This is a genomic window from Phaeovulum sp. (assembly GCF_041596715.1).
Taxonomy (GTDB): Bacteria; Pseudomonadota; Alphaproteobacteria; order Rhodobacterales; family Rhodobacteraceae; genus UBA6213.
In genome coordinates this window covers 1-25,033 of record NZ_JBFHIA010000010.1, presented here as the reverse complement: position 1 = coordinate 25,033, position 25,033 = coordinate 1, and the positions used below count along the sequence as shown (strand labels likewise).

At 63.6% G+C, this 25,033-nt stretch carries 27 protein-coding genes; 8 read left to right on the top strand and 19 right to left on the bottom strand.

Translation table 11 applies throughout. The features are described 5' to 3' along the window. Positions 1–30: 30 nt before the first annotated feature. The 3 genes from ABY403_RS01610 to ABY403_RS01600 form a co-directional block, all read right to left on the bottom strand. Positions 31–3,246: an efflux RND transporter permease subunit gene (locus ABY403_RS01610; RefSeq protein WP_372837932.1), complete on the bottom strand. Its 3,216-nt coding sequence runs from the start codon at positions 3,244–3,246 to the stop codon at positions 31–33. Then, entirely contained in the window at positions 3,239–4,237 is a 999-nt protein-coding gene (locus ABY403_RS01605) for an efflux RND transporter periplasmic adaptor subunit (RefSeq protein WP_372837929.1), read from the bottom strand. Before ABY403_RS01605 ends, ABY403_RS01610 begins: the two co-directional genes overlap by 8 nt. Before the next feature lie 208 nt (positions 4,238–4,445). Beyond that, positions 4,446–4,838 (bottom strand): GFA family protein, encoded by a 393-nt coding sequence (locus tag ABY403_RS01600; RefSeq protein WP_372837926.1) that lies wholly within the window; start codon positions 4,836–4,838, stop codon positions 4,446–4,448. Positions 4,839–5,276: 438 nt separating this feature from the next. On the opposite strand from ABY403_RS01600, the gene ABY403_RS01595 reads away from it, so the two are divergent. The 3 genes from ABY403_RS01595 to ABY403_RS01585 are packed head-to-tail and all read left to right on the top strand — an operon-like array spanning position 5,277 to position 8,129. Then, entirely contained in the window at positions 5,277–5,516 is a 240-nt protein-coding gene (locus ABY403_RS01595) for a ferrous iron transport protein A (protein WP_372837924.1), read from the top strand. Next, positions 5,513–7,837 carry a Fe(2+) transporter permease subunit FeoB gene (feoB, locus tag ABY403_RS01590; RefSeq protein ID WP_372837922.1) on the top strand — a complete coding sequence of 775 codons (2,325 nt, stop codon included), beginning with the start codon at positions 5,513–5,515 and terminating at the stop codon, positions 7,835–7,837. The genes ABY403_RS01595 and feoB overlap by 4 nt, the downstream gene beginning before the upstream one ends. A gap of 10 nt (positions 7,838–7,847) precedes the next feature. Then, entirely contained in the window at positions 7,848–8,129 is a 282-nt protein-coding gene (locus tag ABY403_RS01585; protein WP_372837920.1) for a FeoC-like transcriptional regulator, read from the top strand. A gap of 55 nt (positions 8,130–8,184) precedes the next feature. On the opposite strand, the gene ABY403_RS01580 is transcribed toward ABY403_RS01585, so the two are convergent. From ABY403_RS01580 to ABY403_RS01545, 8 genes are all read right to left on the bottom strand, one after another. Continuing rightward, positions 8,185–8,691, bottom strand: coding sequence for a hydrolase (locus tag ABY403_RS01580; RefSeq protein WP_372837918.1), 507 nt, complete (start codon positions 8,689–8,691; stop codon positions 8,185–8,187). Positions 8,692–8,832: 141 nt separating this feature from the next. Further along, a complete protein-coding gene (gene rplI / locus ABY403_RS01575) occupies positions 8,833–9,411 on the bottom strand; it encodes a 50S ribosomal protein L9 (protein ID WP_372837916.1) in 579 nt (192 codons plus the stop codon). Between the two features lie 11 nt (positions 9,412–9,422). Beyond that, complete coding sequence (gene rpsR / locus ABY403_RS01570) at positions 9,423–9,650, bottom strand: 30S ribosomal protein S18 (RefSeq protein WP_305183074.1); 228 nt, start codon at positions 9,648–9,650, stop codon at positions 9,423–9,425. 26 nt (positions 9,651–9,676) lie between these two features. Beyond that, complete coding sequence (gene rpsF / locus ABY403_RS01565; protein WP_372837914.1) at positions 9,677–10,099, bottom strand: 30S ribosomal protein S6; 423 nt, start codon at positions 10,097–10,099, stop codon at positions 9,677–9,679. A 143-nt stretch (positions 10,100–10,242) separates the two neighbouring features. Continuing rightward, positions 10,243–10,842 (bottom strand): inner membrane-spanning protein YciB, encoded by a 600-nt coding sequence (locus tag ABY403_RS01560; RefSeq protein ID WP_372837912.1) that lies wholly within the window; start codon positions 10,840–10,842, stop codon positions 10,243–10,245. 5 nt (positions 10,843–10,847) lie between these two features. After that, complete coding sequence (locus tag ABY403_RS01555; RefSeq protein ID WP_372837910.1) at positions 10,848–11,747, bottom strand: EamA family transporter; 900 nt, start codon at positions 11,745–11,747, stop codon at positions 10,848–10,850. A gap of 88 nt (positions 11,748–11,835) precedes the next feature. Further along, entirely contained in the window at positions 11,836–12,831 is a 996-nt protein-coding gene (gene ftsY / locus ABY403_RS01550) for a signal recognition particle-docking protein FtsY (RefSeq protein ID WP_372837908.1), read from the bottom strand. A 57-nt stretch (positions 12,832–12,888) separates the two neighbouring features. Then, on the bottom strand, positions 12,889–13,593 hold the full coding sequence (locus ABY403_RS01545) for a lysoplasmalogenase (protein WP_372837906.1): 705 nt from the start codon (positions 13,591–13,593) through the stop codon (positions 12,889–12,891). Positions 13,594–13,809: 216 nt separating this feature from the next. On the opposite strand from ABY403_RS01545, the gene ABY403_RS01540 reads away from it, so the two are divergent. Further along, complete coding sequence (locus ABY403_RS01540) at positions 13,810–14,883, top strand: alkane 1-monooxygenase (protein ID WP_372837904.1); 1,074 nt, start codon at positions 13,810–13,812, stop codon at positions 14,881–14,883. Between the two features lie 62 nt (positions 14,884–14,945). Beyond that, positions 14,946–15,341 (top strand): hypothetical protein, encoded by a 396-nt coding sequence (locus ABY403_RS01535; RefSeq protein WP_372837903.1) that lies wholly within the window; start codon positions 14,946–14,948, stop codon positions 15,339–15,341. A 9-nt stretch (positions 15,342–15,350) separates the two neighbouring features. Here ABY403_RS01535 and xseA read toward each other — a convergent pair whose 3' ends face one another. After that, the gene (gene xseA / locus ABY403_RS01530) at positions 15,351–16,958 is read right to left on the bottom strand and encodes an exodeoxyribonuclease VII large subunit (protein ID WP_372837901.1); all 1,608 of its coding nucleotides are present in this window, start codon (positions 16,956–16,958) and stop codon (positions 15,351–15,353) included. Positions 16,959–17,038: 80 nt separating this feature from the next. Beyond that, complete coding sequence (locus ABY403_RS01525) at positions 17,039–17,584, bottom strand: hypothetical protein (RefSeq protein ID WP_372837899.1); 546 nt, start codon at positions 17,582–17,584, stop codon at positions 17,039–17,041. An 82-nt stretch (positions 17,585–17,666) separates the two neighbouring features. On the opposite strand from ABY403_RS01525, the gene purD reads away from it, so the two are divergent. After that, entirely contained in the window at positions 17,667–18,929 is a 1,263-nt protein-coding gene (purD, locus tag ABY403_RS01520) for a phosphoribosylamine--glycine ligase (protein ID WP_372837897.1), read from the top strand. Positions 18,930–19,055: 126 nt separating this feature from the next. On the opposite strand, the gene mltG is transcribed toward purD, so the two are convergent. Both mltG and fabF read right to left on the bottom strand, forming a co-directional pair. After that, positions 19,056–20,216, bottom strand: a complete 1,161-nt coding sequence (gene mltG, locus ABY403_RS01515; RefSeq protein WP_372837895.1) for an endolytic transglycosylase MltG — start codon at positions 20,214–20,216, stop codon at positions 19,056–19,058. After that, positions 20,216–21,478 carry a beta-ketoacyl-ACP synthase II gene (fabF, locus tag ABY403_RS01510; protein ID WP_372837893.1) on the bottom strand — a complete coding sequence of 421 codons (1,263 nt, stop codon included), beginning with the start codon at positions 21,476–21,478 and terminating at the stop codon, positions 20,216–20,218. Before fabF ends, mltG begins: the two co-directional genes overlap by 1 nt. 176 nt (positions 21,479–21,654) lie before the next feature. Between fabF and ABY403_RS01505 the strand changes: the two genes are divergently transcribed. Beyond that, positions 21,655–22,116: a transglycosylase SLT domain-containing protein gene (locus ABY403_RS01505; RefSeq protein WP_372837891.1), complete on the top strand. Its 462-nt coding sequence runs from the start codon at positions 21,655–21,657 to the stop codon at positions 22,114–22,116. A gap of 65 nt (positions 22,117–22,181) precedes the next feature. Continuing rightward, positions 22,182–22,499: a helix-turn-helix domain-containing protein gene (locus ABY403_RS01500; RefSeq protein ID WP_372837889.1), complete on the top strand. Its 318-nt coding sequence runs from the start codon at positions 22,182–22,184 to the stop codon at positions 22,497–22,499. 155 nt (positions 22,500–22,654) lie between these two features. Here the strand turns inward: ABY403_RS01500 and ABY403_RS01495 are convergent, their stop codons facing one another. The 4 genes from ABY403_RS01495 to fabG all read right to left on the bottom strand — a co-directional run bounded on the left by ABY403_RS01495 (position 22,655) and on the right by fabG (position 24,954). Next, a complete protein-coding gene (locus ABY403_RS01495; protein ID WP_372837887.1) occupies positions 22,655–23,158 on the bottom strand; it encodes an SRPBCC family protein in 504 nt (167 codons plus the stop codon). 4 nt (positions 23,159–23,162) lie between these two features. Further along, a complete protein-coding gene (locus ABY403_RS01490) occupies positions 23,163–23,498 on the bottom strand; it encodes an ArsR/SmtB family transcription factor (protein WP_372837885.1) in 336 nt (111 codons plus the stop codon). A 309-nt stretch (positions 23,499–23,807) separates the two neighbouring features. After that, positions 23,808–24,041, bottom strand: a complete 234-nt coding sequence (locus ABY403_RS01485) for an acyl carrier protein (protein WP_372837883.1) — start codon at positions 24,039–24,041, stop codon at positions 23,808–23,810. 175 nt (positions 24,042–24,216) lie between these two features. After that, positions 24,217–24,954: a 3-oxoacyl-[acyl-carrier-protein] reductase gene (gene fabG / locus ABY403_RS01480; RefSeq protein ID WP_372837881.1), complete on the bottom strand. Its 738-nt coding sequence runs from the start codon at positions 24,952–24,954 to the stop codon at positions 24,217–24,219. Between the last annotated feature and the right edge of the window lie 79 nt (positions 24,955–25,033).

Sequence of the window (25,033 nt, the reverse complement as noted above, 5' to 3'; positions counted from 1 at the left end):
TATTCCTTTCATTTGGGTTGAGGTGCGTGTTCAGGTTCTGAACACGCGATAGATTGCAGGGATGACCAGAACGGTCAGCAGGGTCGAGGTCAGAAGGCCGAACAACAACGAAATCGCCAGCCCCTGAAAGATCGGGTCCGCTAGAATGACGACCGCACCAATCATCGCGGCGATCGCGGTCAGCAAGATCGGCTTGAAGCGGATGCTGCCTGCTTCGAGCAAAAGCTCGACAGTGACCGGCCCGCTGGTGCCGCTGCGGATAAAGTCCACCAGCAGGATCGAGTTGCGCACGATAATGCCCGCAAGCGCGATGAACCCGATCATCGACGGTGCCGAGAATGGCGCCGCAAACAGCCAGTGCCCGAACATGATGCCAAGGAAGGTCAGCGGGATAGGTGTCAGGATGACCAGCGGCAGTTTGAACGAGCCGAACTGCGCGACGACAAGGATATAGATGCCAAGAATCGCCACTGCGAAGGCCGCACCCATATCGCGGAAGGTGATGTAGGTAACCTCCCACTCCCCGTCCCACAGCAGGGTCACTTGGCGCTCGTCCTCGGGCTGCCCGTGAAAGGAGATCACGGGCTTCGTGCCTTCGGGCCACTCCATCGCGTCGATCTGCTCGGCGACCGCAAGCATACCGTAGAGCGGCGATTCATAGGTGCCGGCAAGCTCGCCCGTCACCATTTCCGCAGCAATGCCGTTGTGCCGGAAGATCGGAAACGACGAGCGCTCTTCGCTCACGCTCACCACATCGCCAAGTTCTACGACACCGCGCGCGCCCGGCAGCACATTGGCCGGAATCGGCGTCGTCAGAAAACGCTCATCCAGCACCCTGTCGCTTTTGTCGCGCTGCACCATAAGCGGGATCGGCAAGCGCCCGTCAGCGCGGTGCGAATAGCCAACGATGCTGGTGCCATTCAGCAGCGCGAGCGTGTCGAAAACGTCTGCTTCCTCGACCCCGAAATACTCCAGATCGTCGCTCGAGATCTGCGCCCGCAGACGCCGCGCTTCTGTGCCGAAGCTATCGTCGATATCAACGATATACGGCACCTTGGTAAACGCTTCGCGGATCAGCGTCGCGGCCTCGCGGCGGGTTTCGGCGTCGGGCCCGTAGACCTCGGCGAGCAGCGATGAAATCACTGGCGGCCCGGGCGGCGGCTCGACCGTTTTCAACACGGTTCCAGCAGGCAGTTCCAACGCGGTAAGCTGCTCGCGTATGTCCAGCGCGATGTCGTGACTTGCACGATCCCGTTCGGTTTTTGGTAGAAGATTGATCGCAACTTCGCCCAACTGCGGTTCGGAACGCAGGAAGTAGTGCCGCACCAAACCGTTGAAGTTGAACGGCGCGGGTGTGCCTGAATAGGTCTGCACGGAAATCACTTCCGGCAGTTTCAACACCAACTCAGCCACGTTCGCCGCAACGCGGTCCGTTTCCTCGACCGAACTGCCCTCTGGCAGGTCAATCATCACCGACAGTTCGGATTTGTTGTCGAACGGCAGCAGCTTCACGGTCACATCGCGGGTGTAAAGCGCCGCCAGCGAGCCAAATGACAGGAACGCCGTGACCAAAAGGAAGACAAGGCTGCGCGTCTTGGTGGCCAAAAGCGGGCTCGCCACGGCCTTGTAGGTTTTTTCCAGCCAGCCGCCCTGATGGCCGCCATAGCTGTCATCTTCACTATGCGCGGTCATGTCGGCCTTGCCGGCGACCTTCAACATCAGCCAAGGCGTGATGATGACGGCGACGAAGAACGAAAAGATCATCGCCGCGCTGGCGTTGGCCGGAATCGGTGACATGTAGGGCCCCATCATGCCCGACACGAACAGCATCGGCAGCAGCGCCACCACGACTGTCAGCGTGGCGACAATGGTCGGGTTGCCAACTTCGGCCACAGCCTCGATGGCCGATTGCATACGCGAGCGGCCTTTCTTCATCCCCCAATGGCGGTCGATGTTTTCGATGATGACAATCGCATCATCGACCAGAATCCCGATCGAGAAGATCAGCGCAAACAGCGACACCCGGTTGAGCGTGTAGCCCATGATCCACGCGGAAAGGAGCGTGAGCAGAATCGTCACCGGAATGACGATTGCCACTACGATCGACTCGCGCCAGCCGATAGCAATCAGCACCAGCCCGATGATCGACACCGTCGCAAGGCCCAGATGGAACAGCAGTTCATTGGCCTTTTCGTTGGCCGTCTCGCCGTAGTCGCGAGTAATCTGGACGTTAACATTGGCAGGGATCAACGTGCCTTTGAGCGTTTCGACCCGGTGCAGCACCTCTTCGGCAACGACAACTGCGTTGGCACCGGCACGCTTGGCGATTGCCAAGGTCACGGCAGGGCTGCGCGTGGGCTCACCGTCCGGCCCAAGGGTCATGCTGGACACAAGATGGTCGGTCGTGTCTTCGACATAGCGCACACGCGCAACATCGGCCACATAGACCGGGCGACTGTCGCGCGTGGTCAACAAAAGATGCGCAACCTCCGCCGGGGCGGTCAGCGTTTCACCTGCGGCAAGGTCAATCTGCTGGCCTCCGTCAAGTACCCTGCCAGTGTTCAGCGTCCGGTTGGCGGCCGAGACCTTCCCCACAAGCTGCTGTAGCGTCACGCCGTAAAGCGCCAGCAGATCGGGGTCCGGTTCGATCCGGATTGCGTCTTGCACATCGCCGGCCAGATAGGTCAGGCCGATATTGTCGCTTTTCGCAACTTCAGATTGCAGCGCGCGCGAAAGCCGCGTCAGCGTGCTGGCAGAGATATCTGCCCCCGGCTCTGCCGATAGCGTCAGTGTGAGGATCGCGACATCGTCAATACCGCGCCCGATGATCAAGGGCTCCGGGATGCCTACGGGTATGCTTCCCAAGTTGGCGCGCACCTTGTCATGGACCCGCAGGATCGCATCCTCGGTCTTGGTGCCAACCAGAAAGCGTGCCGAGACCATTGCCGAGTCGTCGCGGGTCGTAGAATAGACATGCTCGACTTCGTTGATGCCCTTGACGATGATCTCCAGCGGCTCTGTCACCAGTTTGACCGCGTCTTCTGCCTTCAGGCCCTGCGCTTCTACGAATACATCGACCAGCGGCACCGAAATCTGGGGCTCTTCTTCGCGCGGCAGCGCGTTCAGCGCAATCAGGCCCGCCGCAAGCGCCGCCAGAATGAACAGTGGCGTCAGCGACGAGTTGATGAAGGCGCGCGTCAGGCCGCCCACCATCCCCAGATTGATCTCTTTCTTGTTCTTAGTCATGAGCGGCAACCTCATCGGCTGGCACGACCACATCACCGGCTCGCAGGCCGCTCAGGATTTCTACCATCTCGACACCCGCTCGCTGTTCGTGCTGACCGGGAACGACAATACGCAGAACCGCGCCATCGCTCGTTTCGACGGCGACGAAGTCCAGCCCGTCTCGCGTTACAAGTGACGTGGCAGGCACCATCAGCGCATCGCGGCTACCGACCGGCAGGCGAACCTGCATCCGCGCGCCGATATAGCCATCGGGCAGCCCGTCGATCTCGACATCCGCTACAACGCGCCCGCCTTCGATCAGCGGATAAACCCGCGACAAGGTGCCCGAAACCGGGCCCTCCGCATCCGAAATCCGGATTTCGCCCCCTTCTTTCAAGTTGGCGATATACCGCTCTGGCACGGAGATACGCAGAAAGATTCCACCGCCGCCAATGACGGCAATGGGCTCGCCCGACAAAACGACCGCGCCACGTGCAACCGGCACATCAAGCACCCGCCCCGAGGCGGGGGCGAGCACGATACCTTCGCGCTGCTGCTGGGTTATGACCTCGGCCTGCGCGTCAAGCGCGGCGATCTGGCCGCTCAACACATCAACTTGCGTCCGCAGCGCATCGACCCGCTGCGTGGTCGTGCTGCCGTTCTTCAACAACTCTTCGCCGCGCTGCAAATCGGCGCTGGCATTGGTAAATTGCGCTTGCAGGCCGTCTTTCTGCGCAGCCAGCGCCGCCAGTTGAAAGTCGAGCTTGTCATCGACGACGCGGGCAAGTTCTTGCCCGGCTACCACCAAGTCGCCTTCAATGACTGACAGTTCTATCAGCGTGCCCGAAAGCCGTGCACGGGCGGGCATTCGATCGCGCGCCTCGATGGTGCCGTAGACGGCTTTCCATTCGGTCAGGGTTTGCGGAACCAGCGTAAGCGGTTCGGCGGCGGCGGGTTCTGCAAACGCCAGGGTGAGTGCAGACAGCGGAATCACGGCAAGCAAGCGGAGCATGAGAATCGGCCCAGTTCAGATTAGGATTTTGAAACTCTATACCTTTGTATATTACAATATGTCTAGATGAAAAATGCGGCGCGCGGCCCAGGCAGGAAACTTTGACCAGAATGGGGCCTAAGCCTCTGTTGAGCCGACGAATGTTGCGGCGTAACGCGCACCTGTCATGGGCCAACGGGGGCCGTGCGGTTGGGCCGCGACATGGCGCTTACCCTTCGTGGCGGTGCGTTGTGGCGCGATCACGCTCGTATTGGTGCATGTCGGGGAAGGCTGGCAGCCAGGTTTCGCGGCGTATCGTCCAAAGCTCGTATGTTGGCCTAAGCTGGCTGGGCGCGTCCAGCGCACCAAGATGTAGTTCGGTCTCATCGCCGCTCTGAGAATAGACGGACGAACCGCACACCGGGCAGAAATACCGCCCGGCATAGCTGCGGGTTTCACCCGTTACGGCGACCGCGTCTTTTGCGAACACGGCAGAGGCATGGAACAGCGCGCCGTGATGCTTGCGGCAATCGAGACAGTGGCAGATGCCGACCCGGTAAGGGGCCCCCAAGGCGACAACGCGTACCTTGCCGCAAAGGCATCCTCCGGTGAAACGCTGCATCATCCCCCCCTGTGAAACAGTCAGCCGCAATGGTATACAATCGGCACCCATGCATCCATTCATCAGGGGCAAATCGGCAACCATCCTTGTGCCGCACCTCTCATTTTCCCTGTAAGACTTGCTGCGCGGTGCCGCTTGGCATACTCCCCCGGCCACATGGGGCGGGCCCGCAAGGTGTGTCTCGGCGAAAAACGGCGACTGCGACAATCGGGAGCTTTCCAATACTTTACTAAATTGCTAAGACTTCCGCAGATGCCGAACGCTGGCCGCAACGCGTGCGTCGGCGCGAGGGTAGAAAGGTGGCGAAAGGCATGAACGGCGCGGTACATAAGCCAAGGACAGGGTCGGCCCGCGGGCTGGCGGCAGCGCGCAGGGTCAATGACGCGCGGCTTTTTGCCCCTGCGCTCTTGCGCGTGGCGTTTGTGAAAGTCTGATCGCATGGCGCTGCGTTTGCAGGATATTCCGCCGGGAAGAATGGCGCGTGTGGTGGGCTTCGGCACCACTGCCGCAGGGTACCGCCAACGCTTGCTTTCGATGGGCCTGACCCCCGGAACGACGCTGAAACTGATCCGTGTGGCGCCACTGGGCGACCCTGTGCTGGTCGAATTGCGCGGTTTTCGTCTTTCTCTTCGCAAGGACGAGGCAGCAGCACTACAAATAGAGTTGGTCACACCATGAGCCGTCCGATCGTCGCCCTGCTTGGCAATCCAAATTGCGGAAAGACCACGCTTTTCAATCTGCTGACAGGCAATCGGCAAATGGTGGGCAACTGGCCCGGCGTGACCGTCGAGCGCAAGTCCGGCCGCTTCAGCCACGCCGGCGAGACCTTTGAACTGGTCGATCTGCCCGGCACCTATTCGCTTGGCTCTGGTCAATCGGTTTCACCAGATGAGCGGATCGCGCGCGACTATGCACTGTCGGCCGAGGCGCAGGTGATCATCAATATCGTCGATGCCTCAAACATCGAGCGCAATCTCTACCTGACCTTGCAGCTGATCGAAATGGGCCTGCCCGTGGTGGTCGCGCTTAGCATGATGGACGTCGCCAAGACCAACGGCATCGTCATCGACACAGAAGCCCTTGCGGCAGAGCTTGGCTGCGCGGTGGTGCCGATCGTCGCGTCAACGGGGCAGGGGATCAAGGCGTTGAAAGATGCCGTGGCGCGCGCTGTCGCGGCACCCCATCCCGCCCATTACGCACTGCGCCACGCGCCCGAGGTAGAGGCGGCGGTGGAACTGCTGGTTCCAAAGCTGCTGGTTGCAGGCGAAAGCCGTGCCCCGCGTGGCCGCGCGATAGAACTGTTGGAGGGCGACGATTCCTTGCTCGCCTCGGTGCCTGAACTTGCCGACGAGGTGCGCGCGGCGCGCCGGAAACTCTATGCGGCGCTGGGCTACGACCCCGACACCGCCATCGCCTCCAGCCGCTACGACGCGGTGGCCGCGCTGACCACGCTGGCGGTGCGCCGGGTCGGCGTGCTTGGCCAGAACCTGTCTGACCGGATCGACCGCGTGGTGCTGAACCGCGTGCTCGGCATCCCGATCTTTCTGGCCGTGATGTATGCGATGTTCATGTTTTCGATCAATCTTGGCAGCGCCTTCATCGACTTTTTCGATATCGCCGCGGGCACGATTTTCGTTGATGGCACCGCGCATCTATTGGGTTTGCTGGGTAGCCCCGACTGGCTGACCGTGCTTTTGGCAACCGGCGTGGGGGGCGGTGTGCAGACCGTTGCCACCTTCATTCCGGTGATCGGCTTTCTCTTCCTCGCGCTCTCGCTGCTAGAGGATTCAGGCTACATGGCGCGCGCGGCCTATGTGATGGACCGTTTCATGCGCATGCTCGGCCTGCCGGGCAAAAGCTTCGTGCCGCTGATCGTGGGCTTTGGCTGTTCGGTGCCCGCAGTTATGGCCACCCGCACGCTCGAGGCGGAACGCGACCGGATCATGACCGTGGCGATGGTGCCCTTCATGTCATGCGGGGCGCGCTTGCCGGTCTATGCGCTGTTTGCGGCGGCATTCTTTTCCAGCGGAGGGCAGAACCTAGTTTTCGCGCTTTACATGATCGGCATCACTGCGGCGGTGCTGACTGGCCTTGTGCTGCGCTTTACGTTGTTGCCGGGGGCGGCCACGCCCTTCGTGATGGAACTGCCTGCCTACCATTTGCCTACCCTGCGCGCCATTTTGCGCCGCAGCTTTGACCGCCTTTACAGTTTCGTGGTGGGGGCCGGGCGGGTGCTGGTGGCGGTGGTCGTTGTGCTGGCCTTCCTGAACTCGTGGGGGCAAGACGGCAGCTTTGGCAACGAAGACAGCGAAAACTCGGTGCTTTCGGCAGTCGGGCGCGGCATCGTGCCGGTGTTTCAGCCGATGGGCATCAGCCCAGACAACTGGCCTGCGGCGGTGGGCGTATTCACTGGGCTACTTGCCAAAGAGGCGGTGGTGGGCACGCTGAACGCGCTTTACACCCAAGCCGGGGCGGGCGAGGCCGCATCCGCCGATGACGCCGCCTACGATCTTTGGGGCGGGCTTGGCGAAGCTTGGGACAGCATCGGTGAAAACTTCCGGGGGCTTGCAGATAGCGTTGCTGACCCGCTCGGCCTGTCGCTTGGTGAATTGTCCGATGCCGATAGCGCCGCCGCCGAGCAAGAGGTGGAACCCGCAACCTTCGGGGCAATGCGCGCGCTGTTCGATGGGCAGGTAGGGGCCTTCGCCTATCTTTTGATGGTATTGCTCTACATGCCCTGTTCGGCGGCGATTGCCGCGGTCCGGCGCGAGGTCGGCTGGGGCTGGACGGGCTTTGTCAGCGTTTGGACCATTCTGATGGGCTGGGGCGTCGCAGTCATCTTCTATCAGGCGGCAACTTTCGCCCGCGACCCGGAAACCGCCACGCTCTGGATTGCCGCGGTGCTGGGGGCTTTCGCAGCCTTTGTCTTGGGCCTGCGCATCGCAGGACGCCGCGCTAACCCTGTGGCCCGGCGCGACCCTGGCCTCGGCCAGGTCTGAAAGGGTAGCTATGCTTCTGAAAATCCGCGATTACGTGCAGCAAAACGGCCGGGTAAGCCTTAGCGATATGGCGCGGCACTTTCGCGTCGATCCCACGGCGATGCGCGGCATGGCGGGCCATTGGGTTGCCAAGGGCCTGATACGCCATGAACTTGCCGGGCCCGCCTGTTTCAAAAAGGTCGGTTGCAGCTGCTCGGGCGGCTGCGATGCCTTGGCGTTCGAGCTTTATATCTGGGCGCAAACCACGCCAGATGCAAACACCGCCCACGCAGGCACCGAAGCGGCGCAATAGCGAAGACGGCGCAGGCACCACCCCCGCGCGAAGCCGGGGCCAAGGCGGCACGGCATCAGACCTCTGCGAAACCGACCACATAGTTTTCGCCATAGGCTTTGGCGCATTTCGGACAGGTGGTGTAGTAGAAATAGCTGCGCCCATCGGGCTTGTCCGCGGCGCGCGACATCTCGCGCAGTTCCGTGTGCCATTTGCGCGCGTCCGAAAATGGCCCCTCGAACACCCGGGTTACAAAGTCGCCCGAAAGCGCGGTCACTTCTTCGCCGTCTACCGGCGCGTGAATCGCAAAAAGATGCTCGGCGCTCCAAGGCGAAAGCTCGCGGCTTAGCACGATCAGATTTTCCGGATCAGCGGCCCCGGCTGCGTTGATCTTGGCCATCACGCGTTCAAAGACCGCACCCATGTTCAGTGGCACATGCAGCACCGACCGTGTCATCGCGCGCAAGAACGGCTTGTCGCGAAAGCTGATGCGCGTGTTTTCCCACCCCTCGGGGTGAAAGCGCGGGCAGCAACCGGTGGTATTGGTGCTGATGTCAAGGCGGGGAAGGGCGTTGATGTTCATGACATCCTCCCGTCAGCAAAGATCACCCGTAAATAATACTCGCCGCCGTCCTGCCGCGCGTTGACTGCAATCAACGCGAAAATGAAAAACCGCGCCCCAGTTGCCCGGGGCGCGGTTTGCCTTGGCCCTTGGGCCGAAAGCTCAGAGGTCTTCGTCGTCTTCGTTGGCGGCGCCAAGATCGTCGAACAGTTCGGCGATCTCGAAGTCGGCAGCGGCTTCAGCCTCAGCGGCCAGCTGCTGGATCGACTTGCCCGCGGCCTGCAATTCGGCCTCTTCGTTCGAGCGTGCGACGTTCATCGTGATGGTGATCGAAACTTCGGGGTGCAGCACCACGGACACGTCGTGCAGGCCGAGTTCCTTGATCGGGCGGTCGATGACAACCTGTTTGCGATCAACGCTGAAGCCCGCCAGTTCGGCAGCATCAGCAACGTCGCGCGCGGTGACCGAGCCGTAAAGCGCCCCGGCGTCAGACGCCGAGCGGATCACCACAAACCGCTGCCCGGCGATCTTCTCGCCAGCGGCTTCGGCTTCCTTGCGGGTCTCGAGGTTGCGTGCCTCAAGCTGGGCCTTGCGGGTTTCGAAGCTCTTGATGTTGGCGTCCGAGGCGCGCAGCGCCTTGCCTTGCGGCAGCAGGAAGTTGCGCGCGAAGCCGTCCTTCACCTTCACAACATCGCCCATTTGGCCAAGTTTGGCCACGCGTTCCAAAAGGATCACTTGCATGTGCTTGCTCCTTATTTCACGGCATAGGGCAGCAGGGCGAGGAAGCGGGCGCGTTTGATCGCACGGGCCAGCTCACGCTGCTTGATTGCCGAAACGGCGGTGATGCGGGCAGGGACGATCTTGCCGCGTTCGGAGATGTAGCGTTGCAGCAGACGCACGTCCTTGTAGTCGATCTTCGGCGCATTGTCGCCCGAGAAGGGGCAAACCTTGCGGCGGCGGAAAAATGGTTTGTTAGCCATGGTTCAATTCCTTTCCTGCTGCCAGATCAACGACGGTCGAAGCCGCCGCGGCGTTCGCCGCCACGGTCGCCACCACGATCACCACGATCGCCGCGGTCAGGACGGTCGCCCCGATCGCCACGGTCGTCACGCTTCTGCATCTGCACCGACGGGCCGTCTTCATGCGCCGCGACCTTGAGGGTCAGCACACGCATCACGTCGTCATGCAGGCGCGCAAGGCGCTCCATCTCTTGTACGGCGGCCGCGGGGGCGTCGGTTTTCAGCAGGGCATAGTGGCCCTTGCGGTTCTTGTTGATCTTGTAGGCCATCGTCTTGACGCCCCAGTATTCGTGTTCAACGACTTTGCCGCCGTTGTCCGCGATTACCGTGGTGAAATGTTCGATCAGGCCCTCGGCCTGCGCACTGGAAAGGTCCTGGCGCGCAATCAGCACATGCTCGTAAAGCGGCATGCGTGCTCCTTTTCGTTTCAGGCGGCTTCATAGGCGGGCGAACACTTCCGCGACCCGCCACGAGAGGCTCAGCCAATTACGTGAATGCGGAAGATGCGGCTTCATAGAGGCTGACCGGGCGGCACGCAAGCGAAATGCCGTGTCTACTCGTCCTTGGGCACCGCATGGCGCGCGAAAAGCCGCGTCTGCGCCATGAAGAAGGCAAACACCAGCACCGACAGCCCGAATGTCTTGAAATTGACCCAAGCCTGATCCGACATGGTGCGCCAGATCACCTCGTTCAGCACCGCAAGGCCAAGGAAAAACGCGATCAGCCGCCATGTCAGTATCCGCCACCCCTCGGCGGTCAGTGGCAGCACCTCATCCATCACCAGCGCCAGCCAGCTTTTGCCAAGCGCCATTCCAAGCCCAAGGATGCCCGCGAACAGCAGGTAGATGATCGTCACCTTCATCTTCAGAAAGCGCGGATCGTTCAGCCAGATCGTCAGCCCGCCGAACACGATCACCAGAACCAGCGTTGCTATCTGCATCGCCGCAAGCCGCCCCGTCAGCCGCCATAGCACCAACGTCGAGGCCACCAGCAGCGGCACAAAGATCGCGGTGGCAAGGATGAAGCCTGAATATTCGGTCCCCGCCACGGTAAAGACCTGCGTCTTCAGCCTGCTGAATGCGATGAAAAACGCCAGAAGCGGCCCAAACTCCAGCCCCGCCTTCAGCCACGGATTGATCTTCTTGCCTGCCATCGCGTTTATCCTGCCATTTCCACAATCACCGCACCTGCCGCGATCAGCGCCATCAGCGCAACCCGTCTTGGCCCGGTCTTTTCACCCAAGATAAGCCAACCTATCAAGGCGGCAAATACCGTCGAGGTTTCGCGCAGCACCGCCGCCTCGCCCACCCGGTCAAGCCGGGTCGCCAGCATGATCGAGCCGAACGAGAAAAACGCAACCACCGCGCCGATAACGCCCCGCCGCGCCAGCGGCAGAAACTCGGCCACTGCCAGCCCACGCCAGCGGCGCACCGTCAGCACCGGCATGAACCAGCCGTCGATGAAAAAGAACCACGCAAGAAAGGTAAAAGGGTCGGCGGTGGCGCGGATGCCGTATGCATCATACGTGGTGTAAAGCGCCACGAATGCCCCGGTCAACACCGCGAACCCAAGTGCAGAGACCAGCGTTTCGCGCGCCAGCGTGATGGTGCGCAGATTATAAATCGCAAGCCCGAAGATGCCCGACAATAGCACCGCAAGCCCCGCCCATTGGCCCGCGTTGAAATGCTCGCCAAAGATCAGCCCGGCACCCAGAACGGCAAACAACGGCCCCGTGCCGCGCACCACCGGATAGACAACCGTATAGGCCCCGCGCTGGTAGGTCATGGCCTGCGCCAGCTTGTAGCCCGCATGAATGACGAAGGCCCCGGCAAAGATCGGCCACATATGCGGCTCGGGCCAAGGCACCACGAACAGCGCAAAAGGGGCTGCCATCAGCGCATAACTTGTGTCAATCGCAGCACGGCTGAGCCACGGGTCATGGCGGCCCTTTTGCAGCGCCCCGAATACGGCGTGCAGCAGTGCCGCCAGCAACGCCAGCGCCAGCGCCAACTGATGGCCCGCCGCGGTGCCTTCAAGGCTGATGAGCCATTCGCTCACCTTGCCCTCAACTGCACTGCTGCGCAGGCGCGGGCCCAGCCGCCGCCAGCACCCTGCGTGGGTGCCAATTCTACCAAGACGCCGCGCATCAGGATTCGATACCTGCCAGCGCGCGGGCGAAATCGTCTGGGTCGAAAGGGGCTAGGTCGTCGATCTGCTCGCCCACGCCGATTGCATGGATCGGCAGGCCAAAGCGGTCGGCCAAGGCCACCAGAACGCCACCCTTGGCGGTGCCGTCCAACTTGGTCATCACAAGGCCCGAAACATCGGAAAGCTTGCGGAAAATCTCGACCTGTTGCAGCGCGTTCTGCCCGGTGGTGGCATCCAGCACCAGCAGCGTGTTGTGCGGCGCGCTCGGGTCTTTCTTGCGGATCACGCGCACGATCTTGGCGAGTTCCTCCATCAGATCGGCGCGGTTCTGCAATCGGCCAGCGGTATCGATCAGCAAAAGGTCGGCGCCATCGGCCTGCGCGCGGGTCATCGCGTCAAAGGCAAGGCTTGCGGGGTCAGACCCTTCGGGCGCGGTCAGCACCGGCACCCCGGCGCGCTGGCCCCAAACCTGCAACTGCTCTACCGCCGCAGCCCGAAACGTATCGCCCGCGGCAATCACCACCGATTTGCCCGCCGCGCGCAACTGCGATGCGAGCTTGCCGATCGTTGTGGTTTTGCCCGAACCGTTGACGCCCACCACCAGCACCACCTGCGGGCGCGCCGCAATCAGCGGCAACGGGCGCGCGACGGGTTCCATGATGCGGGCAATCTCGGCCGCCAGCGCCGCCTTGATCTCGGCCACCGTCAGCCGCTTGCCCAAACGCCCCACGGCGAGGTTGGCGGTCACGCGCGCTGCCGTTTCCACGCCCATGTCGGCGGCGATCAACACCTCTTCCAGCTCTTCCAGCATCGCATCGTCAAGCAACCGGCGGGGGGCTGCCGGTTCTGTGCGCCCCAGCACGCGGCCAACCAGACCGGGCCGCGCCGCCGCCTCCTGCGGTTCAGCACTTTCCCCGACCACCGCCGCCAAATCGGCGTCGAGCTTTTCCGACGAGCGGGTGAGGCGGGATTTGAGCTTTGCAAAAAACGACATGGGCTGCCCCTTTCGGTTGCCCTCTCACCTAATCGTTCCGACGCGGTGTGGAAAGGGCTAGCCTTGCGCGATCAGCCACCAAACCCCGGGGTCTTGCAGGCTGCCCATCAAGATCAGCGCCTGCGCGCACCAATAGGCGGGCCAAAGCGCGCGCGCCAGTTGCTGGCGGCGGGCAGGGGCGCGGACCACGAATTGCTCCAGCGCCAGCATCAGGTCAGAGGCAACGAAAAGTGCGACCCCCGCGCGCAGCGCCACGCCGCCGCTGCCACCCGGCACCAATGCGGCCACCGCCATCAGCCCGATCACCACCACATAAGCGCGCACCGGCCAGCGCATCTCGCCGGTATGGGGGGCAAGCCAAAGCTCGGTCGAGGCAAGCAGCAGCGCCAGCGCGCCGATCACCGCGTAATCGCCGGGCGAAGGTGCCCAGCCCGCGCCGCCTGCCTGCCCCGCAATCACCAACGGTGCCGCGAAGGCCAGAACATAGGCCAGATGCCCCGCCGCAAAGGCCGCCATACCTGCCAGAAACGCCCGCGCACCGGGGCGCGACAGCGCGAAATCGCCCGCCGCCCCCAGCGCCAACCCCGCCACGATCAGCCACGGTGCACCTGCGCGCCACGCCGCAATCGACAACAGCGCCACCGCGCCCGTTTTTGTCAGGCTGCGCGGCCAGTTGGGGGCCGCGTCCGCAGCTGCCCAACGCAGTGCATAGACAACCGCCAGCACCGCCGCCGCCACTACCAAACCCTGCGCAAGATCCATACGCGCCCCCGTTTTGCGGCCACCCTCGCCGCAAAACCCTTAGTGCGCAATCCCCGGCATGGCTGCATTGCCGTGGCGCGGGATAGCCGCGCCCGCTGCCTGCGCACACGGGGCGATCTGCCCTTGCGCAAACCGCGCCGTCAGGGCCGCCCGCAGTGCCACACGGCATATGCAAACCCCGCGCCGCTGCGCTACTATGCCGCCCGGAGGTGCACCATGCCAGTTCGACCGCTTGCCCGTTTTGTTCGCGCCACGCCCCAAGTGCGCGCCTTTGCGCTTGCCACGCTGTTGCCGCTGCCGCTTTTGGCGCTCGGGGCAGTGTTTGGCGGCTGGTTTGCATGGGGCGCGCTTGCACTGATCACGCTCGTCACCTTCGCACTTGATGAACTCACCGCCCGCGCGGCACCCGATGCGCCCGAGGGGGTAGAGTTTCCCGCCGCAAACCGCCTTTCAGCGGCCTTGGGAGTGGCGCATTTCGCAGCGCTGGCGCTGGCGGTCTGGGCGCTTTCTGGCGCTGCGGGGCTAAGTGCGGCAAGCTGGGTTGCGGTCTTTCTTGGCTTTGGGCTGTTCTTCGGCCAAGTCTCGAATGCCAATGCGCACGAGTTGATCCACCGCACCGAAAGGTCGCTTTTCTGGCTTGGGATGTGGGTCTATATCTCGCTTGGCTTTGGCCATCACACCTCGGCGCACCGCCTTGTGCACCACCGCTTTGCCGCAACTGATGACGACCCCAATTCCGCCGCGCTGGGTGAAGGATTCTGGGATTTTGCGCCGCGCGCTTGGGCGGGCAGCTTTCGCGCCGGGTATGAGATGGAAGAGGGGCTTCGTGCCCGCGCCGCGGGCCGCGCGCGGATAAACCCCTACCCAATCTATATTGCGGGCACTCTGGCGGTGGCGCTGGCGGTGTCGATTGCCTTCGGCGTGTTTGGCCTGTTCGCCTGGGTCGCATTGGCGGCCTATGCACAGCTGCAACTGCTCTTGTCAGACTATGTGCAGCACTACGGGCTGCGCCGCCGCATCGATGCCGAGGGCCGGGCCGAGCCGATCGGGCCGGGCCATAGCTGGGATGCGCCGCACCCTGCCTCGTCGCTTTGGATGTTGAACGCACCGCGCCATTCAGACCACCACGCCCATCCCGCGCGCCCCTATCCGGCGCTGCGCTTTGGCCAGCGCACGCCCACCCGCCCGGTTCTGCCGCGCTCACTGCCCGCAATGGCCACGCTGGCGCTGGTCCCTCCGCTCTGGCGCAAGGTGATGGATCGGCGCGTGCGCGCGCTCCAGCAGCCGTGATCGGGCAGGGGCTTTCGCGCCGCGGAATCTTCGCCTAGGCTTCGGCCCAAGGGGGTATCGTCATGCGTTTTGTTGCGATTGCCGTTTTTGCACTATTGCCCTTGGCCGCGCTGGCCGAAGGCCCGCTTGATGCGGCGTCGTTCGATGCGCGCACACAAGGGCGCACCATCACCTACAGCCAGAATGGCGAGGTTTATGGCATCGAGGAATACCTGCCCGACCGCCGCGTACGCTGGGCCTTCGTCGGCGGCGAATGCCACGAGGGCACGTGGTTTCAGGATGGCCAAGACATCTGCTTTTTCTACGAAGACGGTGCCGATCTGCAATGTTGGCAATTCACCGATACCGAAAACGGGCTCGAGGCCCGGTTTCGCGGCAACCCCGATAACCAGCCGCTTGTCTCGCTGGCAGAATCCCGAACGCCGCTGGCCTGCACCGAGGTCTATCACGGCGTCTGACGCTGCCGCCTAAAACAGGCTGCCTTGGTTTCCGCCCCCCGGTTCGCGCGGCTTGCGCGGCTTTGGCGCGGGGGCGGTATCGGGGGTGGCCGGGGCAGGGGGCACGCCGTCGAGCCGCACCGCCACCCGCCCGTCGTGGAACTCGATCTCCAGCGCCTCTGCCGATGCCGCCTGCACTTGCGATGTCACAAGCGCATCGCCCGCCCGCACCACCGCAAAGCCGCGCCGCAGCGTTTCGGTATAGCCCAAGGTCACCCGCATCCGCTCGGCGCGCTCTAGCCTGTCGGCCAGCGCCTGAAACCGCGCCTGCCGCGCCGTATCGAGCCTGTCGCGCAATCCATCAAGCCGCACGCGGTTGGCTGCGTTTGCGCGCAGCGCATCGGCACGGTTGCGCCGGATCGCCGGGGCAAGGCGATGCGCCCAATCGTCCAGCCGCTGGCGCTGCCGCTGCGCGCGCGCCTCGGCCAAGGGGCGCAGGCGCGCGGCCTCTTTATCGAGTTTTTCGCGCTCTTTGCGCAGAAAACGGTACAAAAGATCGGGCCGCACCAGCGCCGCGATCGGCCCATAGGCCATGCGCTTGCGCGCGGTGAACCCGGTCAGCGCAGGCCCCAGCCGCTCGGCCCAGAGGTCAAAACTTTGCCGCGCCGGGCCTGTCAGCGCCGCAGGCCGCCCAAGCCCCCGGCCAAGGTCGGCCAGCCGCTGCCGCCGCGTCTCGCCCCGCTGCGTGACCGCGCGCGCCAGCCGCGCGCCCTGCTCGCCCGCCCAAGCCAACAGTTCCATGCGCACCGGCACCGCCATTTCGGCCGCAGCCGTTGGCGTGGGCGCGCGCAGATCGGCGGCATGGTCGATCAGCGTGGTGTCGGTTTCGTGGCCCACCGCCGAAATCAGCGGAATCGCACTTTCCGCCGCCGCGCGCACGACGATCTCTTCGTTGAAGCCCCAAAGGTCTTCAAGGCTGCCACCACCGCGCGCCACGATGATCAGGTCTGGCCGCGGCAAGCCCGCCGCGGGCAGCGCGTTCAAGCCCCGGATCGCCGCCGCAACCTCGGGCGCGCAGGCCTGCCCCTGCACCGCAACCGGCCAGATCAGCACCCGGCGCGGAAAGCGGTCGCGCAAGCGGTGCAGAATATCGCGAATCACCGCGCCGCTGGGCGAGGTGACGACCGCGATCACCTCGGGCAGATAGGGGATGGGCTTTTTGCGCGCCGCATCGAACAACCCCTCAGCGGCCAGCGCCACGCGCCGCTTTTCCAGCATCGCCATCAGCGCCCCGGCCCCCGCCGGTTCTACCTGATCGACCAGAAGCTGATATTTCGACTGCCCCGGAAAGGTCGTCAGCCGCCCGGTGGCAATAACCTCCATCCCCTCTTCGGGGCGCACTGCCATCCGCGCGACCTGCCCCTTCCAACTGACAGCAGACAGCACCGCGCGGTCATCCTTGAGATCGAAATACATATGCCCCGAGGCGGGCCGCGACACCCGCCCGACCTCGCCGCGCACCCGCACACGGGCAAACTCGCCCTCAAGCGTGCGCTTCACCGCGCCCGAAATCTCTGAAACGGTGAACTCCGGCGCATTGCCGCCGGGGCCGGGCGTGCTGTCGTCAATCAGGTCCATGCAATCTCCCTCGTCCGCACAAAGGCTATCGCGGCAAAGGGCGGAACGCCACAGGCCATGCGCCTACCCCAAGGCCGCGCCTAATCGGTGCCCGAACCGGGTGAATCATGGCTCGGCTTTTGCGCGGCAGTCCACGGCCCGCGCAAGCGCGCCATCAGCGTTGGCAACGCGGCAAGCAGCACGCCCGTCAAGGTCAGCACCGGCATGGCTGCAAGAATACCGCCCAGAAACATCAAGGCACCCAAGACCTGCCACCAAAGCAGCCGATCCCCTTGCCGCAGCGTCGTAGTTGAGGGCCAAAGCTTTTGCGGCGGGTCCATGCCGAACTCGGCCCGATAAGCCGCAAGCGTCTCGCCATAGCCCGGCCCTGCCCAAGCACGCTGGTGCTGCATCTGCGGCTCGCCCGCCAGATGCCACCCCTCGATCTGCAAGATGGGCGGGGGCGGCACCGCGCTATCGCCCAGAAGCGCGCGCAAATACCGCCAGCGCCGGTATTCCGCCACCGCCAGCCCCGCGCGTTGCCGCCCCAAGCGGCTTTCGCGCGCCAGCACCTCGTGCAGCGGCTCGCCCTTGGGTGTTGTCAACTCGTCGATGCTGATTTGGTCCCAAAGTGCCTGATTGTGCATCCCCACCTCCCCGTCCGGCGCTTGTCCCGCGCGCGCCTTCACCCTATGACGCAGAAAAGCATCGGCAAAGGGGGGCGGGCCCATGAACATTCTCATTCTGGGTGGCGGCGGGCGCGAGCACGCGCTGGCTTGGGCGATCAAGCAGAACCCCAAATGTGACCGCCTGATCGTGGCACCCGGCAACGCGGGCATCGCGCAAATGGCCGAATGTGCCGATATCGACATTCTCTCAGGGGCCACCGTGGTGACGTTCTGCGAAGAAAACACCGTAGACTTCGTGGTGATCGGCCCCGAAGCGCCGCTGGCCGCTGGCATCGCCGATGCGTTGGCGGCGGCGGGAATCCTTGTCTTTGGCCCCTCGGCCGCAGCGGCAAGGCTAGAGGCATCCAAGGCCTTCACCAAAGAGGTCTGCGATGCCTGCGCCGCCCCCACCGCCGCTTGGGCGCGCTTTGCCGCCGCCGAACCTGCCCGCGCCTATGTCGAGCGCCACGGCGCGCCGATCGTGGTCAAGGCCGATGGTCTTGCCGCGGGCAAGGGCGTTGTGGTGGCGATGACCAAGGCCGAGGCGCTGGCGGCGATTGACGATATGTTCGCGGGCGAGTTTGGCGCAGCCGGGGCCGAAGTGGTGATCGAAGAGTTCATGGCGGGCGAAGAGGCCAGCTTCTTCGTGCTTAGCGACGGCGAGAACGTGCTGCCCATCGGCACCGCGCAAGACCACAAGCGCGTGGGCGATGGTGATACCGGCCCCAATACCGGCGGCATGGGTGCCTATTCGCCCGCACCGGTGCTGACCGACGCGATTCAGGCGCAGGTCATGGCCGAAATCGTGCACCCCACGATCCGCGAAATGGCGCGCCGCGGCACGCCCTACCGCGGTGTGCTGTATGCCGGGCTGATGATCGAGGATGGCCGCGCCCGGCTGGTTGAATACAACTGCCGCTTTGGCGACCCAGAGGCGCAGGTGCTGGCGCTGCGGCTTGGCGCGCAACTGCTGGACCTCTTGCTGGCCGCCGCCGAAAACCGGCTGGGCGAAATGCGTGTCAACTGGGCCGATGACCATGCGCTGACCGTGGTGATGGCTGCACAGGGCTACCCCGGCCGCTACGCCAAAGGCTCGGTGATCCGTGGCCTTGAGGGGCTGGCACCGAACGCGCAGGAAATGGTGTTTCACGCAGGCACCGCCGCAAAGGACGGCCAGATCGTGGCCTCTGGCGGGCGTGTGCTGAACGTCACCGCGCGCGGTGCCACGCTGGCCGAGGCGCAGGCGCGCGCCTATGCGATGGTCGATGCGATCGACTGGCCCGAGGGCTTTTGCCGCCGCGACATCGGCTGGCGCGCGCTTTAGGGCCGAAGGTTCGGGCGGGGTGCCTGCAACTGTAAGGGCGGCGCGAGATTGGCCACCGCTGGCCCCGTGGGAAAGGCAAAGAGCCTCCGGCGGGGATATTTGGCTGAAGCAGATTGCGCGGGTCGGCTAGTTGCCCGCAGGCGGCTGTGCGGCCTCGATGGCGCGCCAACGCTCTACGTTGCGGTTATGCTCGGCCAGCGTTTCGGCGAAGGCGTGGCCCCCCGTGCCATCGGCCACGAAGAAGATGAACTTCGTGTCGGCAGGGTTCAGCGCGGCTTCGATGCTGGCGCGGCCGGGGTTGGCGATCGGGGTAGGGGGCAGCCCGTCGATCAGATAGGTGTTGTAGGGCGTGGCCCGGCTCAGCTCGCTTTGCCGCAAGCCGCGCCCGAGTGGTGCCTTGCCCTCGGTCACACCGTAGATCACCGTGGGGTCGGTTTGCAGCCGGATCCCCTGTTCGAGCCGGTTGACGAAGACGCTGGCGACATCGCGCCGCTCCTCGGGCACACCGGTTTCCTTTTCGATGATCGAGGCCATGATCAGCGCCTGTTCGGGGCCGGTGTAGGGCAGATTTTCGGCCCGCGCCGCCCATGCCTCGGCCAGAACCGCCTCTTGCCGCCGCATCATTTCATCCAGAAGTGCCGCGCGGGTAGAGCCACGCGCGACCTCGTAGCTGTCGGGGGCAAGCATGCCTTCGGGGGGCAGCTCGGTCACTTCACCGGTCAGAAACTCGGCGCGTTTGAGCGCCTCGACCACCTGCCAGACGGTGGCCCCTTCGGCCAGCGTCACGCGCAGCCGCACATCGGGGCGGGTTGCCGCGTCGAGGTATTCGACCGGGGCCGCGGTGGTGGCGGGGTTGAACTTGGCGCGCTCGACATAGCGCGCGGTGGCCGGGTCAAGCTCGCGCAGGATCACGTCGGTGGCGTTCACGCCGATGCGGAAATTGACCTCGGCACCGCAGCTTGACGGCCCGCCTTGGGTGACCGTGGCGACGATGGATTGCATCGATGCCCCGGGCCCGATCAGGTAGGAGCCGAACTTGAGCGACCCGGCCTTGCCTTCCAGATCAGCGCCGGTGCGGAAGATATAGCCCGAGGAAATCGCGCCTTCCGCGATCAGCGCGCTCGAAATCTTGCGAAACGAATCGCCCGGTGCCACGCGCAGGCAGACCGCGGCGCTCAGCGGGCCGGGGCCGGTGTATTCGCGCTGCGCCCAAGTGATCGCGCCAGCCAGCGCCACCAGCAGCACGATGAGCACGCTGAGAAAGTTCGAGGCGATATGGCGCCACATCAGCCGCGCACCCGGCCAAACACCAGACTTGCGTTGGTGCCGCCAAAGCCGAAGCTGTTGGACAGCGCCACGTCGATGCGCCGCTTGACCGCAGCGTTCGGGGCAAGGTCGAGCGGTGTCGTGACCGCGGGGGTATCAAGGTTGATGGTCGGCGGTGCCACCTGATCGCGCAGCGCAAGAATACAGAAGATCGCCTCAACCGCGCCCGCCGCCCCCAGAAGGTGGCCGATCGAGGATTTCGTCGATGACATGGTGGCGCTTGCGGCATGGCTTCCCAAAAGCCGCTCGACCGCCGCGAGTTCGATCGTGTCGGCCATGGTCGAGGTGCCATGCGCGTTGATGTAGTCAACCGCGCTCGGCTCCAGCCCCGCGCGTTTCAGCGCCGCCTGCATCGCGCGCAGGCCGCCGTTGCCATCTTCGGCGGGGGCGGTGATGTGGTAGGCATCGCCCGACATGCCGTAGCCAAGCACTTCGGCGTAGATCTTTGCGCCGCGTGCGCGTGCGTGTTCGTATTCTTCCAGCACCACCACGCCGGCCCCTTCGCCCATCACGAAACCGTCCCGGTCCACGTCATAGGGGCGCGAAGCCTTGGTCGGGTCGTCGCCGCGCTTGGTGGAAAGCGCCTTGCAGGCGTTGAACCCGGCAATGCCGATTTCCGAGATCGGCGCTTCCGCGCCGCCCGCCAGCATCACATCGGCATCGCCCCACTGAATCAGCCGCGCGGCATCGCCAATGGCATGCGCGCCGGTTGAGCAGGCCGTGACCACCGCGTGGTTCGGGCCTTTGAAGCCAAAGCGAATCGAAACCTGCCCCGAGACCAAGTTGATCAGCGCCGAAGGGATGAAGAAGGGCGAAACCCGCCTTGGCCCCTTGTCGCGGATCAACAGCGCGGTATCGGCAATGGCCGAAAGCCCGCCAATACCCGAACCGATCATCACGCCGGTGCGCTCGCGCTCGTCTTCGGATTGCGGCTCCCAGCCGGAATCGCGCACCGCCTGCACGGCGGCGGCAACGCCGTAAAGGATGAAATCATCGACCTTGCGCTGGTCTTTCGGCTCCATCCAGTCGTCGGGGTTGAAGGTTCCGTCGCTGCCATCGCCACGCGGCAATTCGCAGGCGTATTGCGTGGCCAGAGGCGAGGCATCAAATCGCGTGATCGGCCCCGCGCCAGACTGCCCGGCCAAAAGCCGCGCCCAGGTTTCCTCGACACCGCAGGCAAGCGGTGTGACCATTCCCAGACCCGTGACCACGACACGACGCATATGATCCCCTCCGGCAAATCCTGCCAATGCGGCCTTGATACAGGGTCGGATTCGGCTTCGCAACCAGCGGCCTGCACCTTGCGCCACCGGCGGCTCCTTGCCGAGCCTTGCCCGCCGCGCTTTCGACTGGGCGCATTTTCAGCTATGCACGCGGGCAGGCAGTGAATGGAGTGTCCATGCCCCTTATGACCCGACGCGCCGCGGTGGTGCTTTTGCTTGCCGCAGCAGGTTGCGGCCGCACTGCCGCCGAAGCATCGGTGCGCCCGCCGCTTTACCCCGGCGAGACACCCGAGATGCGCGCCTTGATCGTGAAATACGCGGCGATCCATCAGATACCGGAATCGCTTTTGCACCGCGTCATTCAGCGCGAAAGCGACTATCGCGCCAATCTGCGCGCCGGGCCCTATTACGGGCTGATGCAGATTCTGCCCGCCACTGCCCGCTCGATGGGTTTTCAGGGCGACCCCAAGGAACTGCTCGATGCCGAAACGAACCTGCTTTACGCAGGCCGCTATCTGCGCGGTGCGTGGCTGGTTTCGGGCGGTGACGAGGCCGATGCGGTAATGTGGTATGCGCGCGGCTATTACTACGAGGCCAAGCGTCTTGGCCTGTTGGAAGAAACGGGCGTCGGCAGCTAGAGAAAAATAAAAAAGCCCGCGATTTTTATATTTACTCAAAGCGGCGCTTTCGGCAAATATTTGCCATGAACCTTGCAAAAATCAGAAAACGTTTAGGTCTTAGCCAAGGGCAACTTGCCGAGATGCTAGGGATTGATAAGTCCACAATCTCTCGCGCGGAAAACGCACATTCCTCAGCGATGCTAAATACCTACCAGCGATGCGCCGATGCGCTAGGCGTCACCCTTTCAGAGATTTTCTGCGATGAGTTGACGCCTGATGAGGCAGAACTGCTGCGCGTCTTTCGCGCTATTCCGCGCGAAAACCATGCGCAGATCATTGGCCTGCTTCGCCTTTCGCAAGTAACAGCACCACCTGCGAACACTTTGGAAGCGTCGCGTTAGGGCGGCGGGGGCTTGAAACCGTCTGCGCAACGCTCGCGGCCCCGTAGCACCGCCAGCGGCTTTTGAACGGGCGGTGCTTTCTGGCCGCAAAACGCTTTTCTTGCGCCCAAATGTTTGTCCCGCTGGCACAAGCAGCCCATGCAACGCACCGCCCCCTAGGCCGCCTTGCCGCCCTCAACATGCCTCGCCAGCTTGTCGAGGGTCTGACTGCCATATTCAACCGCGCCAAAGCCGATGACAGCCTCGCGCTGTGCCGCCGTCGGGTGCAATTGCCGCAATGTGACAACGGTCTTGCCGTTGCTTTGCTGATCGAAGGTCACGGTGGTTCGGAACATGCCGGAATCGCTGTCCTTGTCTTCGCCATGGTCGAACTCGATCAAACGTGGCGTCTCGATGCGTCGGAAAACCATGCGGTTTGAATAGCGTGTCCCGTCGGGCGCGATCATGTCAAAACGCCAAATACCGCCGACACGGATTTCGATCTCCTTGGTTTCGAGTTTGAACCCGGCTGGGCCGAACCATTGCGTCAGGTGCTGCGGGTTGGTCCATGCCGAAAACACCAGATCGCGCTTGGCGTTGACAAGGCGGGCCAGAACAATCTCTCGATCAATCGCCCATGTCGAAAGGGGCGAGTCCTTATGGCCGGGAATTGCGGGCATCGGGCTACTCTCCGTTTTTCAGGGTTTCGATATAGGTTTCAAGCTGGTCCAGACGCTGCTGCCAGATTGCCCTTTGCGTTGCAGCCCATGACTCGATCGTCTCAAGGGCTTCGGGTTGCAGCGCGCAGGTGCGCACGCGCCCTGTTTTCTCAGAAACGATCAGGCCGCTGGTTTCCAGCACGCGCAGGTGCTTCATCAGGCTCGGCAGCGCCATGTCGAAGGGCTTTGCAAGCTCGCCAACCGAGGTTGCGCCGTCGCAAAGCCGCATCACAATCGCCCTGCGGGTTGCGTCGGACAGGGCACCGAAAACATGGTCGAGTTGTGTAGATTGGTTATCCATATGGATAACTATGGGCGTGTTGGTTTTGAGTGTCAATAATGGTTAGCCGGATGGCTACCTATGTCAAAAAAGCGCGCCACCCCATCGCGGAAGGCCCGGCAACTGCCGTTAGTGCGGCCTGTGCCGCACCAGTCATGGGCAATAGGCGCGTGGGCAAGCCTTAAGAAACCCTTAATGGCGTGCCGTAAATGAAAGAAAAACAATTGGTTGGCTGGCATAACACATGTGTTACGCGCCCTGCGCGCGGGCGCAGAACGGCAAACGGCGCCCCGTTGCGGGGGCGCCGTTTTCAAAGCTATCCCGAATACCTCAGAGGGCTTCGGTGATGAACTTGCAGGCGTCGCCGAAGGTCTGGATGGTTTCGGCGGCGTCATCGGGGATCTCGATCCCGAATTCTTCCTCGAATGCCATCACCAGTTCCACGGTATCGAGGCTGTCGGCGCCCAGATCGTCGATGAACGAAGCGGTATCCGTCACCTTGTCCTCGTCCACACCCAGATGTTCCACAACGATCTTCTTCACGCGGTCAGCGACGTCGCTCATGTCAATTCCTCACATTAGCGGGCAAATGCCCAGCCAGTCTCTTGCTCATTCGAGCGGCTCATGCCACGCGATCAGCGCGGCTTCCGGCAGGTTGTAACCCCCCGGCCAGTCATCGCCCCCTTTAGCATAGTCGACGAGGGAAGCAATGGCTTTCGATGTGATCCCCCTCAAGGGGTCAAAGCATTGCCATCCCGCCATTCACATGCAGCGTCGCACCAGTCACATAGCTGGCCTCGGGGCTGGCCAGATACCGGACCGCGGCGGCGATATCGGCAGGCGTGCCCATGCGGCCCGCAGGAATATCCGTCAGAATCCGCGCCTTCTGTTCTTCTGTCAGCGCGTCGGTCATCGCGGTGGCGATAAAACCAGGTGCTACGCAATTGACGGTGATTCCGCGCGAAGCAACCTCTTGCGCCAGACTTTTCGAGAACCCCACCAGCCCGGCCTTGGCGGCGGCATAGTTTGCCTGCCCCGCATTGCCTGTGGCCCCCACTACCGAGGTGATGGTGATGATGCGGCCCCAGCGCGCTTTCATCATGGGCCGAATCGCCGCCTTGGCCAGCCGGAATGCCGAGGTCAGGTTGATGTCGAGCACCGCCTGCCAGTCGTCGTCCGACATCCGCAGCATCAGGTTGTCGCGGGTGATTCCGGCGTTGTTGACCAGAATATCAAGCCCGCCCATCGCCGCGATGGCCGCCTTTGGCAGCGCCTCGAGCGAGGCCGCGTCGGCAAGGTTCGCCGGCAGCACATGCGCGCGGCTGCCAAGCTCGCCCGCCAGCGCCTGCAAGGGTGTCTCGCGTGTGCCCGAAAGCCCCACCGTCGCCCCGGCCGCGTGCAGCGCGCGCGCAATTTCGCCGCCGATGCCCCCCGATGCGCCGGTAATCAGCGCGGTCTTGCCCGTCAGATCGAACATCTCTGTCTCCCGTTTCTGGCCTTGCCGATCCTTACCAGCGTCGCCGCGCCGGTGCCACCGCCTTGCGCCGTGAATACAT